This window comes from Methanogenium cariaci JCM 10550, from assembly GCF_001315945.1.
In the GTDB taxonomy this organism is placed as follows: domain Archaea; phylum Halobacteriota; class Methanomicrobia; order Methanomicrobiales; family Methanomicrobiaceae; genus Methanogenium; species Methanogenium cariaci.
Genome location: NZ_BBBG01000006.1, coordinates 21,411 through 34,196, shown reverse-complemented (window position 1 = coordinate 34,196; position 12,786 = coordinate 21,411). Strand labels below are relative to the sequence as shown.

General features: G+C 54.1%; 17 protein-coding genes, 1 tRNA gene and 3 pseudogenes. 18 read left to right on the top strand and 3 right to left on the bottom strand.

The window, feature by feature from the left end; translation table 11 throughout:
* The first annotated feature begins 113 nt into the window (after window positions 1–113).
* From JCM10550_RS06885 to JCM10550_RS16985, 3 genes and pseudogenes are all read left to right on the top strand, one after another.
* The gene (locus JCM10550_RS06885; protein ID WP_062397980.1) at window positions 114–641 is read left to right on the top strand and encodes a PadR family transcriptional regulator; all 528 of its coding nucleotides are present in this window, start codon (window positions 114–116) and stop codon (window positions 639–641) included.
* Window positions 638–1,588, top strand: a pseudogene (locus tag JCM10550_RS06880) (ATP-binding cassette domain-containing protein); the annotation flags it as partial. The gene JCM10550_RS06885 and the pseudogene JCM10550_RS06880, both read left to right, overlap by 4 nt.
* Window positions 1,589–1,633: 45 nt before the next feature.
* Window positions 1,634–2,194: pseudogene (locus tag JCM10550_RS16985) on the top strand (ABC transporter permease); the annotation flags it as partial.
* A gap of 231 nt (window positions 2,195–2,425) precedes the next feature.
* Here JCM10550_RS16985 and JCM10550_RS22395 read toward each other — a convergent pair.
* Window positions 2,426–3,644: pseudogene (locus JCM10550_RS22395) on the bottom strand (aminotransferase class III-fold pyridoxal phosphate-dependent enzyme).
* A gap of 347 nt (window positions 3,645–3,991) precedes the next feature.
* On the opposite strand from JCM10550_RS22395, the gene JCM10550_RS22390 reads away from it, so the two are divergent.
* Genes JCM10550_RS22390 through JCM10550_RS22380 form a run of 3 tightly spaced genes read left to right on the top strand, consistent with a single transcriptional unit; the run spans window position 3,992 to window position 5,665 of the window.
* Entirely contained in the window at window positions 3,992–4,579 is a 588-nt protein-coding gene (locus JCM10550_RS22390) for a metallophosphoesterase (RefSeq protein WP_245618829.1), read from the top strand.
* Window positions 4,566–4,805, top strand: a complete 240-nt coding sequence (locus JCM10550_RS22385; protein ID WP_245618828.1) for a hypothetical protein — start codon at window positions 4,566–4,568, stop codon at window positions 4,803–4,805. Before JCM10550_RS22390 ends, JCM10550_RS22385 begins: the two co-directional genes overlap by 14 nt.
* Window positions 4,772–5,665, top strand: a complete 894-nt coding sequence (locus JCM10550_RS22380; protein WP_245618827.1) for a 5'-nucleotidase C-terminal domain-containing protein — start codon at window positions 4,772–4,774, stop codon at window positions 5,663–5,665. Before JCM10550_RS22385 ends, JCM10550_RS22380 begins: the two co-directional genes overlap by 34 nt.
* 310 nt (window positions 5,666–5,975) lie before the next feature.
* Here JCM10550_RS22380 and JCM10550_RS06865 read toward each other — a convergent pair whose 3' ends face one another.
* Entirely contained in the window at window positions 5,976–6,215 is a 240-nt protein-coding gene (locus tag JCM10550_RS06865; RefSeq protein ID WP_245618826.1) for a hypothetical protein, read from the bottom strand.
* Between the two features lie 534 nt (window positions 6,216–6,749).
* On the opposite strand from JCM10550_RS06865, the gene JCM10550_RS22375 reads away from it, so the two are divergent.
* The 8 genes from JCM10550_RS22375 to JCM10550_RS06835 all read left to right on the top strand — a co-directional run bounded on the left by JCM10550_RS22375 (window position 6,750) and on the right by JCM10550_RS06835 (window position 10,692).
* Window positions 6,750–6,890 (top strand): hypothetical protein, encoded by a 141-nt coding sequence (locus tag JCM10550_RS22375; protein ID WP_245618825.1) that lies wholly within the window; start codon window positions 6,750–6,752, stop codon window positions 6,888–6,890.
* A complete protein-coding gene (locus tag JCM10550_RS24635; protein WP_281175316.1) occupies window positions 6,874–7,074 on the top strand; it encodes a hypothetical protein in 201 nt (66 codons plus the stop codon). The genes JCM10550_RS22375 and JCM10550_RS24635 overlap by 17 nt, the downstream gene beginning before the upstream one ends.
* 61 nt (window positions 7,075–7,135) lie before the next feature.
* Complete coding sequence (locus tag JCM10550_RS24630; protein WP_281175315.1) at window positions 7,136–7,534, top strand: MFS transporter; 399 nt, start codon at window positions 7,136–7,138, stop codon at window positions 7,532–7,534.
* Window positions 7,474–8,145, top strand: a complete 672-nt coding sequence (locus tag JCM10550_RS24625; protein WP_281175314.1) for an MFS transporter — start codon at window positions 7,474–7,476, stop codon at window positions 8,143–8,145. The genes JCM10550_RS24630 and JCM10550_RS24625 overlap by 61 nt, the downstream gene beginning before the upstream one ends.
* Window positions 8,146–8,366: 221 nt before the next feature.
* Window positions 8,367–8,726 carry a DUF2513 domain-containing protein gene (locus tag JCM10550_RS06850; protein ID WP_062397976.1) on the top strand — a complete coding sequence of 120 codons (360 nt, stop codon included), beginning with the start codon at window positions 8,367–8,369 and terminating at the stop codon, window positions 8,724–8,726.
* 570 nt (window positions 8,727–9,296) lie between these two features.
* Window positions 9,297–9,608: a hypothetical protein gene (locus JCM10550_RS06845; protein WP_062397974.1), complete on the top strand. Its 312-nt coding sequence runs from the start codon at window positions 9,297–9,299 to the stop codon at window positions 9,606–9,608.
* Window positions 9,608–10,003: a type II toxin-antitoxin system PemK/MazF family toxin gene (locus JCM10550_RS06840; RefSeq protein ID WP_062397972.1), complete on the top strand. Its 396-nt coding sequence runs from the start codon at window positions 9,608–9,610 to the stop codon at window positions 10,001–10,003. Before JCM10550_RS06845 ends, JCM10550_RS06840 begins: the two co-directional genes overlap by 1 nt.
* 191 nt (window positions 10,004–10,194) lie before the next feature.
* The gene (locus JCM10550_RS06835; protein WP_062397970.1) at window positions 10,195–10,692 is read left to right on the top strand and encodes a hypothetical protein; all 498 of its coding nucleotides are present in this window, start codon (window positions 10,195–10,197) and stop codon (window positions 10,690–10,692) included.
* 175 nt (window positions 10,693–10,867) lie between these two features.
* On the opposite strand, the gene JCM10550_RS06830 is transcribed toward JCM10550_RS06835, so the two are convergent.
* A tRNA-Leu gene (locus tag JCM10550_RS06830) sits at window positions 10,868–10,951 on the bottom strand.
* A gap of 466 nt (window positions 10,952–11,417) precedes the next feature.
* Here JCM10550_RS06830 and JCM10550_RS18450 point away from each other — a divergent pair.
* The 4 genes from JCM10550_RS18450 (at window position 11,418) to JCM10550_RS22360 (ending at window position 12,781) form a co-directional block, all read left to right on the top strand.
* Entirely contained in the window at window positions 11,418–11,558 is a 141-nt protein-coding gene (locus JCM10550_RS18450) for a hypothetical protein (protein WP_157200025.1), read from the top strand.
* A gap of 124 nt (window positions 11,559–11,682) precedes the next feature.
* Complete coding sequence (locus JCM10550_RS22370) at window positions 11,683–11,880, top strand: hypothetical protein (RefSeq protein ID WP_245618824.1); 198 nt, start codon at window positions 11,683–11,685, stop codon at window positions 11,878–11,880.
* Window positions 11,881–11,891: 11 nt separating this feature from the next.
* Window positions 11,892–12,161, top strand: coding sequence for an inorganic phosphate transporter (locus JCM10550_RS22365; RefSeq protein ID WP_245618823.1), 270 nt, complete (start codon window positions 11,892–11,894; stop codon window positions 12,159–12,161).
* On the top strand, window positions 12,158–12,781 hold the full coding sequence (locus JCM10550_RS22360; protein ID WP_245618822.1) for an inorganic phosphate transporter: 624 nt from the start codon (window positions 12,158–12,160) through the stop codon (window positions 12,779–12,781). The genes JCM10550_RS22365 and JCM10550_RS22360 overlap by 4 nt, the downstream gene beginning before the upstream one ends.
* The last annotated feature ends 5 nt before the right edge of the window (window positions 12,782–12,786 follow it).

Sequence of the window (12,786 nt, the reverse complement as noted above, 5' to 3'; positions counted from 1 at the left end):
CGCTCCTGTCATCACCCATACCCATAAGTAGCCATGCACAGATAGTACGATACCAAACCGTTCGCACAAGAACGGTTTTCAAAAGCACTATATGGAGACAATGTGATTGGACCATGAAAGGCATTCTGAAATTTTCCACCCATAACGGCCACACGCGGTCGCTGATAACCCTGTACGTCCTGCATTCCCTGCACCGTAAACCAAAAACCGGCTATGATCTCCTCAGGGAGATCGATGATATGACCAGAGGGGGGGAATGGGTGCCCAGCAAAGGGACACTCTACCCGATGCTCCGTCACCTGTCGGAAGAAGGACTGATTGCCCCGCAGGAAACGGGTGCACGTGCAAAGACCATCTATGCCCTGACAGACGCAGGAGAGACAACGCTTGCGGAAATAAAACAGCATCGGCACCGGTCACGGAAAAACTTCCAGCTCTTAAGAAACATCCATGCGGAGATCTTCGGGGGGGAGGAATTTGCATCCTTTGCAGAGAAGATGTGGGAGATACGGGAATGTGCCCGTGACCTGCCGGAGGAGAGACAGCAGGCAGCATCGGAGATCCTTGACCGATGCCTCAGTGACCTCCGGGAGCTGGAGGAAGACAAAGAAAAAGAGAAGACCGGGGGAACCCCCCCATGACCGCGATTCAGGTAGAAAACCTCACCAAACGGTTTGGGGGACTTCACCGCGGTCGATGCAGTCTCCTTTGATATCAAAAAGGAGAGATATTCGGTCTTCTGGGCCCGAACGGTGCGGGCAAGACCACGACCATCTCCATCCTATCCACCCTGCTTGCACCGACGTCCGGCACGGCCCTCGTCAATGGTATTGACATCCAGAAGGATCAGGACGGCGTGCGCAAGTCCATCGGGATTGTCTTTCAGGATCAGAGTCTTGACGAAGAGCTGACCGCATGGGAGAACATGGATTTTCACGGACGGCTCTACCGTATTCCCAAAGCAGTCCGGGAAGAACGAATCCGGGATCTCCTGCAGCTGGTCGAACTGGATGACCGCAAAGAGAATCTCGTCAAGACCTTCTCCGGCGGCATGCGTCGCCGCCTTGAGATCGCCCGGGGGGGACTGTTGCATGAACCGGCGGTGCTCTTTCTCGACGAACCGACCCTCGGCCTTGACCCCCCCCAGACCCGCAACCATCTCTGGGAGTATATCCATACCCTGAACCAGACAAAGGGCATCACCATCATCCTCACCACCCACTATATGGACGAGGCCGACCGGCTCTGCAACCGCATCGCCATCATCGACCACGGGACGATCATTGCGATGGACACCCCCCCGGAAGAGCTGAAAAAACGGGTGGGCAGCGATGTGGTGACTGTTACCTCCCCCCCGGATTCAGAGAGAATTGCAACAGAAATTTCCGCCCCCCCGTGGATCTCCGGTGCAGAGCAGCATGACGGGCAGGTCACCATCCGTCTGCACGACGCAGAGGAACATATCACGGAACTCATCCGATCGTTTGGGGATCACGGATATACCATTACCTCGGTCTCCATCCATCAGCCGACGCTGGAGGATGTCTTTTTGCACTACACCGGCAAGAGCATCCGGGAAAACGAGGCCGGAACAGCAGACCGGATGCGGATGATGATGGGGGGGGAGGCATTAATGGATATTGTCTATACGCTCTGGCTGCGGAGTCTCAAACGCTACGTCCGCTCAAAGAGCAGAATTGTCGGCAGCCTCGGCATGCCGGTCTTCTTTCTTCTGGCCCTGGGATTCGGACTCAATTCTGTCGTGCAGATACCGGGCGACACCGGAGGAAACTACCTCCAGTTTATTATCCCCCCCGGTATCATTGCGATGAGTGTGCTCTTCACCTCGGTCTTCTCCGGTATACAGATCATCTGGGACAAACAGTTCGGGTTTCTGAAAGAGACACTCGTCGCACCGGTCTCCCGCCTTGAGATCATGCTTGGCCAGACATTCGGCGGTGCCACGACCGCGGTCATCCAGGGAGCCTTTATTCTCATCCTGTCGCTCGTTATCGGCATCCGATTCACCAGTTTCACCGGGTTTCTCATCGCCTTTCTCTTCATGGCGCTCATCGGCATCTGCTTTGCCGCGTTCGGTATCGCCATTGCATCAAAGATGGAGGATATGCACGGCTTCCAGCTCATCATGAACTTCGTGGTCTTCCCGATCTTCGGCCTTTCCGGGGGCACTCTTCCCCCCCATCGAGAGCCTGCCGGAATGGGTGGTGCCCCCCCTGACGCTCATCGATCCCCCCCTCACCTATGGAGTGGAAGGCATCCGCTACGGCCTTCTGGTACATCCGCCATCCACCCCCCCCTGGTCTGCCTTGCGGTCCTCAGTGGCTTCACGGTAGTAATGATCGTCGTGGGTGCGCTGCTCTTCCGGAAGGCATCCATCTGACGGGGGGGCAGCACCCCCCCTCCGTCACATCGTGACCATCGGCTTCAGCAGCTGAAACGAATGGTCCAGAATTTCCATACCGGTGTCGATTTGCTGTTTTTCAATAACCAGCGGCGGGCAGAACCGGATCACCGAAACACCCGCGGGCAGCATCGTGAGCCCGCGGTGATAGGCCTCGGTTAATACCCGGTTGCGTTCCATTGTCGCAGGCATCTTTGTGGTGTGGTCGGTGACGAGTTCTGCGCCGATCATCAGACCCATGCCCCCCCGCACATCGCCGATCATCTCATGCTGTTTCTGCAGGGCACGCAGTTTTCCGGTCAGATATTCCCCCCCCATCCGGGTGACATGCTCCCCCCCGAAGCCGGGCTGGTCCATGACCGTGAGGGTAGCAAGGCCTGCCGCACAGGCCACGTTGTTCCCGCCGAAGGTGCTCGCATGTGAACCGGGCGGCCAGGTCATCACCTCATCGGAGGCAACGGTCACCCCCCCCAGTGGGAAGCCTCCGCCAAGCGCCTTGGAGAGGCAGACGATGTCAGGGACGACGCCGAACTGTTCGGATGCAAGGAAGGTGCCGGTGCGGTAGCACCCCGATTGCACTTCATCGACAATAAGGAGAATGCCGTGTTCGTCACAGATCTCACGCAGGCGCTTCAGAAACGTGATCGGCGGGACGATATATCCTCCTTCCCCCTGTATGTTCAACGACAATTGCCGCCACCTCCTCAGGCGAGACCTCCATCGGGAATATTTCTTCTTCAATATGCCGGACGACATCCTGGTCACAGGTCGCTTTCCGGGATCCGAACGGACGGTAGGGGTTCGGGTAGGGTGCGTGGACGACCGGCAGAAACGGCCCGAAATGTTTGCGCTGGATGACTTTTGCTGCGGTCAGACTCACCGCACCATAGGTCCGTCCATGAAAGCCGCCGTAAAATGCGATGAAATACTTCCGTTTGGTGTGGTGGCGGGCCAGTTTCAGGGCGGCCTCGATGGTCTCGGCCCCCCCGGAATTGGAGAAATAGACGCGGTTCAGGTTACGCGGGAGCATGGATACCAGTTTTTCCGCAAACCGAACCGGTGTTTCAGAGCAGTAGTCAAGAAATGCCCCCCCGTGGGAGAGCTTCTGCATCTGTTCGGATGCCGCCTGCACGACGTCCGGGTGGTTCCAGCCGAGGTTCATCACGGCGATGCCTGCGGAGAAGTCCAGGTAGCGGTTCCCGTCCACATCCCAGAGGTTCATGCCCTCGGCCCGGTCGATGACCAGCGGATATTCCCGCACCATCGACTGCGAGATGACCCCCCCGACATCCCTCCGGAGAATGGCCTGTGCCTTCGGACCCGGCAGAGGGGGGGTTGTTATGAGAGGATCCATGGTCTAAGATACCATCACGGGATATAATACCCACCGTCGGATTGGTGGTCACGGATACCAATATAATCCGGAAAAAAGATCCGTAGCGATCAGACGGATTATTTTAACCCTCCCCCCCAATATTTCAGAACGATATCGTGCATGATACTTCGCCGGGTCGGGGGGGTTTCGGCACCGGGAAAAAATCAGACACATAAATTTTGGTGAGAGAAAACATGAAGAGAGCATCCGCAATAAAATACGTTCAGGTCATCATCCTTGCAGTCACCGTGATTGCCATCACTCTCCTGGCCGTTCTTTCGACAGGAATCTTTGGCAGTCCGGGAAACACTGACGATGCCCCCCCGTATTCAGGGACAATCCGGATATTAACGACACCTGATATACACAGCCACCTGTTTCCGATGAGTGATAACGACACGGGCACACGCATCGGCAGAATCGGTGCACTCGCAGACTCGCTTGGTGAGGAGGAGGAAAATACCCTGTATCTCTTTGCAGGCGATCTCGGCGAGGGCAGTTTCTATCGCCGGTATGCCGGAGTTCCTGAGGTCACATCCTACTCGATGGCTGGGGTTGACGCGGCGGTTCCGGGAAACCATGCCTTTGATTTCTCAACGGGACTGTTTCAAAAATGGGCGATGAACGCGTCGTACCCGATTGTCTGTGCGAACCTTGATTTCACCGATCCCGCCCTGAACGATACGGTAAAGGATTATACCATCCTTGACGTCGGCGGGGGCACAGGTGGGGGTATTCGGGATCATTACCCCCCCACAGCTGGAGAAGATGGTCACGCTTGACAATGATGTCACGCTCTCCGAAAACACCACCGAGATTGGCACTGCAGCGGTGCAATCCCTGAAAGAGGAGGGTGCGGATATCATCATCGCCCTCACCCATCAGGACAAAGAGGATGATCGCGAACTTGCAGCGTCAGTGCCGGGCATCGATCTGATCATCGGGGGGGCCACGATCATCTCGTCTGGAACGAGATGGTCACCTCCGGTGACGGCACAGAGACAATGATTGTGCACGCCGGAAAGTACGGCGAGGAGATGGACACGGTGGATCTGACCATAATAGACGGTGTCGTTACCGAAACCGTCATTGAGCGCTACACAATCTCAGAGGATATGGCGGATGACAAGGCGATCACGGCGTTTGTTTCGCCCTATTACACCAAGTATACCGAGAGCCTTTCCGAGGGCATCGGGTATACAACCGTCCCGCTTGATGTCCGGAAACAGACGCTGAGAACGGAGGAGACAAATGCAGGAGACTGGGTAACGGATACCGTTCGCAGGACCGTGCCCGGTGTTGATATGGTCCTGATCAATGCAGGGTCAATACGGGGGGGTGACCGTATTATTCCGGCAGGAGAACTATCCTATCTCACCCTGAACGAAATGTTTCCCTACGAAAATATGATCGTAACGGTACAGATGACCGGCAGGGAGATAACAGAGACGCTGGAGTGGTCTGCGTCCGCACTGTCCGTCTCCGGTGACGGATGCCCCGGAGCAGACCGGGTGCCTTCGGGAGGATTTATGCAGGTGTCGGGTCTGCAATTTGCAGTCAACACCACGGCGGATACCCGCTGCATCGATGCGGAGACAGGCAAGATCACCGCCGCCGGGGAACGGATTGAAAATCTGTCGGTGGTGACCGCAGCAGGCCCGGTCCCGATAGACCGGGAACAGACCTACACGGTTGCCGTCACCGACTACATCTCCAATGGAGGAGACGGGTACACGATCCTTGAACGAATCCCGGATGACCGGAAGTTCAATACCGAAATGAACCTGATCGATCTCGTTGCAGATGAGATCGAGAAGCAGTCCCCGGTCTCGCCAAAGACCGACGGGAGAATCCGGGTGGTGGAGTGAGAAGCGACCCCCTCCTTTTTTGGTCACCGTGAAAACTACGATCCCCGGCAGAGGGGGGGTTCCGGTTTCCGGTCTCAATCACGTGGATCACCATCACGGTGTCCTCAATATTGAGAATCACCCGGTAACTTCCCACACGGAAAGAGTAAATCGGATGATGGTTGTTGCCCTTTAATTTTCTGACGTCCCGTTTCGGGTTCTCTTCATTGGAAAGATCGGTTAATTCCCGATAGATCTCGGCTGCGGCAGAGGGGGGGAAACTGTGCAAGACTCTTTTTCGCACGCTCGGTCATCAGAACAGTATAGTGCATCAGCTAAGACCCAGTTCTTCTGCGACGTCTTCCAGGGAATGAACCCTCCCTGCTTTGATATCGGCAAGGGATTCTTCTATTGCCTGTATCGTTGCATCGCTTAAGGGGGGGTCGTCATCAACGCAGTGCTCCATCAGGCGCTTGATTACATCCTCATAGGATTCCTTCGGGTGCACTTTTAATTCAGAAAGTTTGTCCTTCAGATCCGTGCTTACCCGGATGGATGTAACGCCAGACATATCCATGTATATGTGCGCATGCAAAGATATAATTGTGTGATGTCCCCCCATACTATTTGTAGGGTACAAGTCGGCCGGACAAATGTAAGAAACAGGGGTCTCACTGCCTCACCCCCCCTGTTTGGTGTCATCCGTTGTCCGGCTCATTTGATCCCCCCCTCTTTTTGACGCCCAGATATGGGGGATTTCGGGGTCAAAGGGTATATTTTTCGTGGAATGTTATTGTCGGAAATATATGCCATATTTGCCGGTTATTTGTTAAAATACAGATTTATTGCAGACTGTTGAGCGGTCGCTGTTGTTGGGATATTGTGAGAGGATGTATGGAGTGTCTTTGGATGAGTACGGCCCGCTCCGGGACGCTGTGGAGATGACAATTTCCGGGCCACATACAGACGGTATTTGGTATTTGAAGGGCGTATTATCACCTATCCGGATTTTTGCGCAAGAATACCGAATCCACACCGGACGTCCGCCAGGAATACAGACCTGCGTGATCCGGTATATATACGATACCGACCATTCTGCCGTATCATGCATGAACCCGTCACCCGTCAGCGGATGTCCCCCCCGAAAGATCTGATGATTGTGATCGTCATCTCCCTCGGTTCCTTCATGGCAGGCTGGACGCACCATCGTCAATATCGCTCTGCCCTCGATAGCCAGGGCATTTGATGTCTCGACCGTGACCGCATCCTGGGTGCTCAACGCCTACCTGATCATCCTCGTCAGCCTGCTGCTCGCCGCATCCCGTCTGGGCGACATCAAAGGATACCGCAGGGTCTTCCTGACCGGGTTTGTCATTTTTACCGCGGGTTCGGCCCTGTGCGGACTGGCCCCCCCACCATCGATATCCTGATCCTCTCCCGCATGCTTCAGGCGATCGGCGGGGCGATCATTGCCGCACTGGGGGGGCGGTGATGGTCACCAGCTACCTTGCCCTCTCTCTGCGTGGACAGGCACTCGGAATCGTGGCGATGTTCACCATGCTCGGCGCTGCTCTGGGCCCGGTAGTCGGCGGATTTCTCACCAGCGCCTTCTCATGGCGTTTTATTTTTTATGTCAACCTTCCGGTAGGCATCCTTGCCATCGTGCTGGGCCTTTACCTGCTCCCCTCTCTGAGCCCGGTCGCCCCCGAAGCAAGACTCGATCTCCCCCCCGGCGTGGCATTGATATTCGTCGCACTGGGCACACTTATCTACGGCCTCACCTCGCTGCAGGGAGCAGCGGCAATGAGCGCCGTCCTTGCCCTGATCGTATCCGCGACATTCTGGGCCTTCTTCTTTTTCCGGGAGCGGCGGGCAGCAGAACCCCCCTGATCGATATGCGCCTCTTCTCCAACAGGTCGTTTTCCCTGCAGAACGTCAGCGTCATGCTCATCCAGATGGGCATGGCAGGTGTAATGGTGCTGATGCCGTTCTTCCTTGAGCTGGTAAAACAGCTCCCGACCGACACCGCCGGAACCGTCCTGCTGGCCCTTCCCATCGGAATGATCCTCACCTCCCCATCGCGCAGATTCTCGGACGTCATCGGTACCAAAAAACCCATCATCATCGGGTTTGCGCTCTGTGCCGTGGCCCTTTTCTTTCTCTCCACCCTGGTCCCCCCCAGACCAGTGTCGGCCATGTGGGAATCTACCTGTTCCTTTTGGGAGCGGGCACCGGCGTTGCTATGCCCCCCCCTGAACAGTGCCGTCATGGGAGAATCCGCCCCCCCCAAAGACCGGGGCACCACCTCAGGTCTGATCAAGATGATGACCAATCTGGGATCGGCGCTCGGCGTCGCCCTTGTCATGCTGGTGGCCGCCGCTGCCCTGGGCCCGAAACTGGCGGATGCTCCGCACATGCCATCCCGCCCGCTGAGCTTGCCGGTGCATTCGATATCACATTCCTCTTTCTCATGGGAGTCGAGATCCTCGGGATGGTGCTGATGCTCTTTGTCAAAGAAAAGATGAACGGCTACACCACGGACGGGGAACCGGTGGCCGGGTTTTAGCCGGGGGGGGAAGGGGGAAGATGCACATCCGAATCGATACAGTCAGAAAGAGCAATCGAAAATCATCCCTTTTTTACCCTGTCACAGGAAAAGACAATAGAGCGAAGACATCCGCTTCCCGGTAACGGGAATGATGTCCGGGAAAGAGGGAGTGGTATGAAACACGACATGAATCTGATACGGAACATATTGCGCTCCGTTGATGCGAATGAAGACAAGGATGCGATATCAGGAATACAGATCAAAGGCAATTCTCATCAGGAGATTGCCCACCATGTCATGCTCCTGAATGAGGCGGGCATCATTAAGGCGGAAATTCAGTGTGATGAGGGTTCAAACATTCCCACAGAGTATGAGATTTATGCAATCACCCGGGAGGGCTATGCATTCCTCGATGCCTTCGCTGATGACAGACGGTGGAAGAAGGCGAATACTATGATCGGCGATATCGGCGACGCACCCATTCACCTCGTCATCCCGTTATTCATGGAGCTGATTACGGCCCGGATTATTTAGGTCATATCCTAAAAGATAACAGACATTCATCCATTTGTATCCGGCTTCTGAAGAAACACACTCCATGACTCACGGATATGATCCGGTCAGATGAGATTGGTGGCAATCCCTCCGTTTTTCCGGATAATTTTTTCTGAGATCAACCCAACATCAGGATGGAGTCTGCACGCACCACAGGGATAAAGTATTTCAGATAGAAATAAAATAGGACTACTGAGTAGAATTACAGGTGCTGAAATTCCCGGTATTTTTTTATTTGCAACCTTGAGGTAGTGGAAAATGAAGACCGAAAAACAACTAAATGCCCTGATCTATGCTATTGAGAAATATCCCCCCCTAATCGGCAGAACAAAACTGATGAAATTCGTTTTTTGTTGATCTGTTCCGATTCAACCAGACCAGTGAGACATTGCTTGAAGATGAATACATCCGTCTTCCGAATGGTCCGGTTCCCGATATCGGTTCTCCTATACTGACAATTCCAATGCCTACCTGACGGTTACCTGTGAACAGTTTGATCCGGAACGGCGTCTTTACCACTACACTCCACGGAAACAATCTGATCAATCCTTGTTTTCCGACGATGACATTGAACTGTTCAATGTCATCATTGAAACACTTAAAGTGCACAATACAGCCCAGGTCAGTGATTTAACCCATACATTCCGCCTCTGGAAGGATGCTCGAAATAGCGACATCATCACCAAAGAGAAACTTCAGCTTGACGAATATGAATACGATGAGCTTGAATCATTCTTCTATTATCTTCAGGCGACAAAATATGCAAAAGAAATCGCGGAATTTCCTGATGTAGCCGTTGAGGAGACCGTTCCTGATGAGATGCTCCGTCTTCAGTTCGAAACAATGGACCGGGCTGAATAATGAATGACCGGACCATTGACGAGGGAGATGTCTTTTTTCTTGATCTGACAACACATACCGGTATATCACAAAACACAATGAAAGATCCACATTACATTGCGGTGATTATGAACCCGAGAAAACTCCAGAATACCAATCATAAAACAATTATCTGTGTCCCGATGACATCAGCCCGTTCTAATTTATGGAATGAGAATGCAGGCAAGCCACGCGTCAACTCTCATCATCTTATCACCCCCCCTGCCAAATATCCTGAACTAAAACATGATACGCTGATAAAATGCGAACAGATCTACACAATAAATCGAGAATATTTTACCGATTACCGTTTCACACTTGATAAACAGGATATATCTGAAGTGAGAAAACGGATGTTCAACATTATCGGATACTAAAATTTTCTGTTTTTATCTATTCCGGCGATGAATCACCCCTTTATCTTTCCCATGCCTTACTGCAATAATTCACACATAGGATCAATTCGATATTTTTAATGAAATCAAAATATTCCCAATCCGGGAAAATTTCGTTCCTGATTCAGGAACATTTTGTTCCCGGAACGGAAACTAACCCATTGTGATACACCATGTCTGAGTCGTGCCTGACGGGGGGGATCTTTAAAACAAAAGAGAGAGTGCGCATCCTCAATTATGTCTCAACACGGGAATGTGTCACCGCAACCGACATGATCCAGGAGACGGGGGGGGCATCAAAGGATCATGAAGGGGGGGACAATTCTGGTTCAGATGTCTTCAATTTTGCAGCAAGTTTGCAGCAGGTTTGCAGCACGGAACTGCAAATGATGAGGCGTCTGAAAAAACCTGTTCTGATGAGTATTCTTCAAAAGTTGTACAATATAGAGATATATGTACAGATACGAAGGGAAGTTTACATCAGATCGGGGGGGGAACATTCACTCATACTGATCAGTGTGGGGGGGATACAGACCCCTCTTTCTCTGTTCCGGGAATTGCTGCAAACAAAGACCGGGCCCCTGAACGCACGCCGCCATTGTCATCGATTGACAAAATACGAGATATTTCCCAATTTCATCACAAAAATAAACCGGATAAAACGTACGTAAAACTGCAAAACAACCGAGTGTCCCTGAGGCACTGCACGCCCTGTAAAAAAAGGACCGGCCATCTCTCATTCGCGGGAGCAGCGGCCGAATGCCCACGAAGCCCGTTATGGATGCCACAAATAATTTCCAATAGTTAATGAACTGAACAAAAATTCCCCCCCTTTCTGTTAGAACATGCGAGGGGGAGGGATTCGAACCCGCGAACTCCTACAAGAGTGGATCTTGAGTCCACCGCCGTTGGCCACTTGGCTACCCTCGCGCAAAATGTGCGTAACATAATTGGCGTTCTCTGATATTGATGTTACTGATATGTGTGCGGTGTGCATCAGGCATTGTCTGAAAACAACAACACAGCAACAACAACCACAGTTGAATATCGCAATTGAAAATCCACACGAACGGAAAAGATCCCCCCCGCGAGGGATAAAAACAAACAAATTCAGCCCGCCTGCGGCTGACACGAACAAATATGATTGGGGGGGACCTGACCTACAAAGGGTTTGTGTTAGTGTGAACCAGTGAGGACAGGGTGATAGTTTGTTTGATTCCTAAGTGTAATAATGGATTGCATCTGATTTTCCGGCGGTAGCGGCCTCTTCCGACCGGGTGGCGGGCCATTCCGGGACGCGTTTTGGGCTGCGTTCAGATTCGGATCTCAGGCAGGCCAATGAAAAACAATCGGGAACGATACGGGGCCATGCGGGATACGACGGAATCCAACCGTAGTGTGCAGGACAGAACGCGGCAAAAGCCCCCCCGCCCCCCCCGTTTCAGAGGCATATACCGCAGGCACGCAGGCGGCAAAAGATCAAAGATCCGTGCACAAGGCAGAGGGGGGGGAAGCCAGAGGGATGGGGGGGCGGTGAGAAAGAAGAGGGAGAAGCCGGGTGAGGGCAGGGCTCGTGTACACCACGGGATGATCTCCCCCGCTCGGGCGAAGATATAATAAGGCCGGTTGACGGAAAACCCCCATGCGTACCCCTGTACCCGGTGAACCACCACCCCCCATCCTCTGCTGTGGCACCGTCCGCGCCGGAAAAAGAGATCCATCCCATGCTCCTCATCGCCGTCATCACCATCATCCTCGCCTTTGCCTTCACGTTTACCAACGGCTTTCAGGACGCGGCCACCGTTGCCGCGACATTCATCGCCTCCGGGTCGGCCACCCCCCCCGACAGGGCATCGTAATGGTGGCGGGCATGAACTTTCTGGGGGCCGTGCTCGGCGGAAGTGCGGTCGCGTTCACCCTCTCCAGTCTCCTCACCATCACGTCCGGCGTGCTTATGTTACAGGTACTTCTCGCCGCCCTCATCGCGGCCGCAGGGTGGAATATCGGAGCGTGGTACTTCGGCCTTCCCTCCTCCTCCACCCATGCTCTGATCGGGGGCATCATGGGAGCGGGAATCGCTGCGGCAGGCACCGGGAGCATCTCCTGGGGAGTAACCGAACTGCTCACCCCCCCCGCATGAGTGCACCGGCATGGTCAAGGTCATGCTCTTCTTTATCCTCTCCATCGTGCTGGGACTGGCGGGGGGGCTATCTCATGCGCAGGTGCACCCGGTTTTTGTTCAGGAATGCAAAACGCACCATAAACAAAAGCATTATCCGCGTCAACTGGCTGGCCGCGGCAGGCATGGCCTTCTTTAACGGCTCAAACGACGCACAAAAACAGCTGGGCATCATCGCCCTCGTCCTGTTTGCCGCAGGGGGGGAGTCTGCCGTCCTCGCCGTCCCCTTCTGGGCGCGGATTACCTGTGCGCTGCTCATCTCCCTGGGCACCCTCGGCGGCGGATGGCGTATCATGAAGACCATCGGACGCAGGATCTTTGTGATCGAACCGGTGCACTCCATGGACTCCCAGATCTCATCCGGGGGGGTGACGCTGGGCATCTCCACGGTGGCCGGTGCCCCCCGTCTCATCCACGCACATCATCACCATGTCGGTGATCGGCGTCGGGGGGGCCGCAGAGAATCCCCCCCGGAATGTACGCTGGCGGGTGGGCGGGAACTGGTTCTATCCATGATACTCACGATTCCCATCACCATGCTGCTCTCCGGGGCACTGCTGTTTCTGATAGAGCGTATCTGAACGGG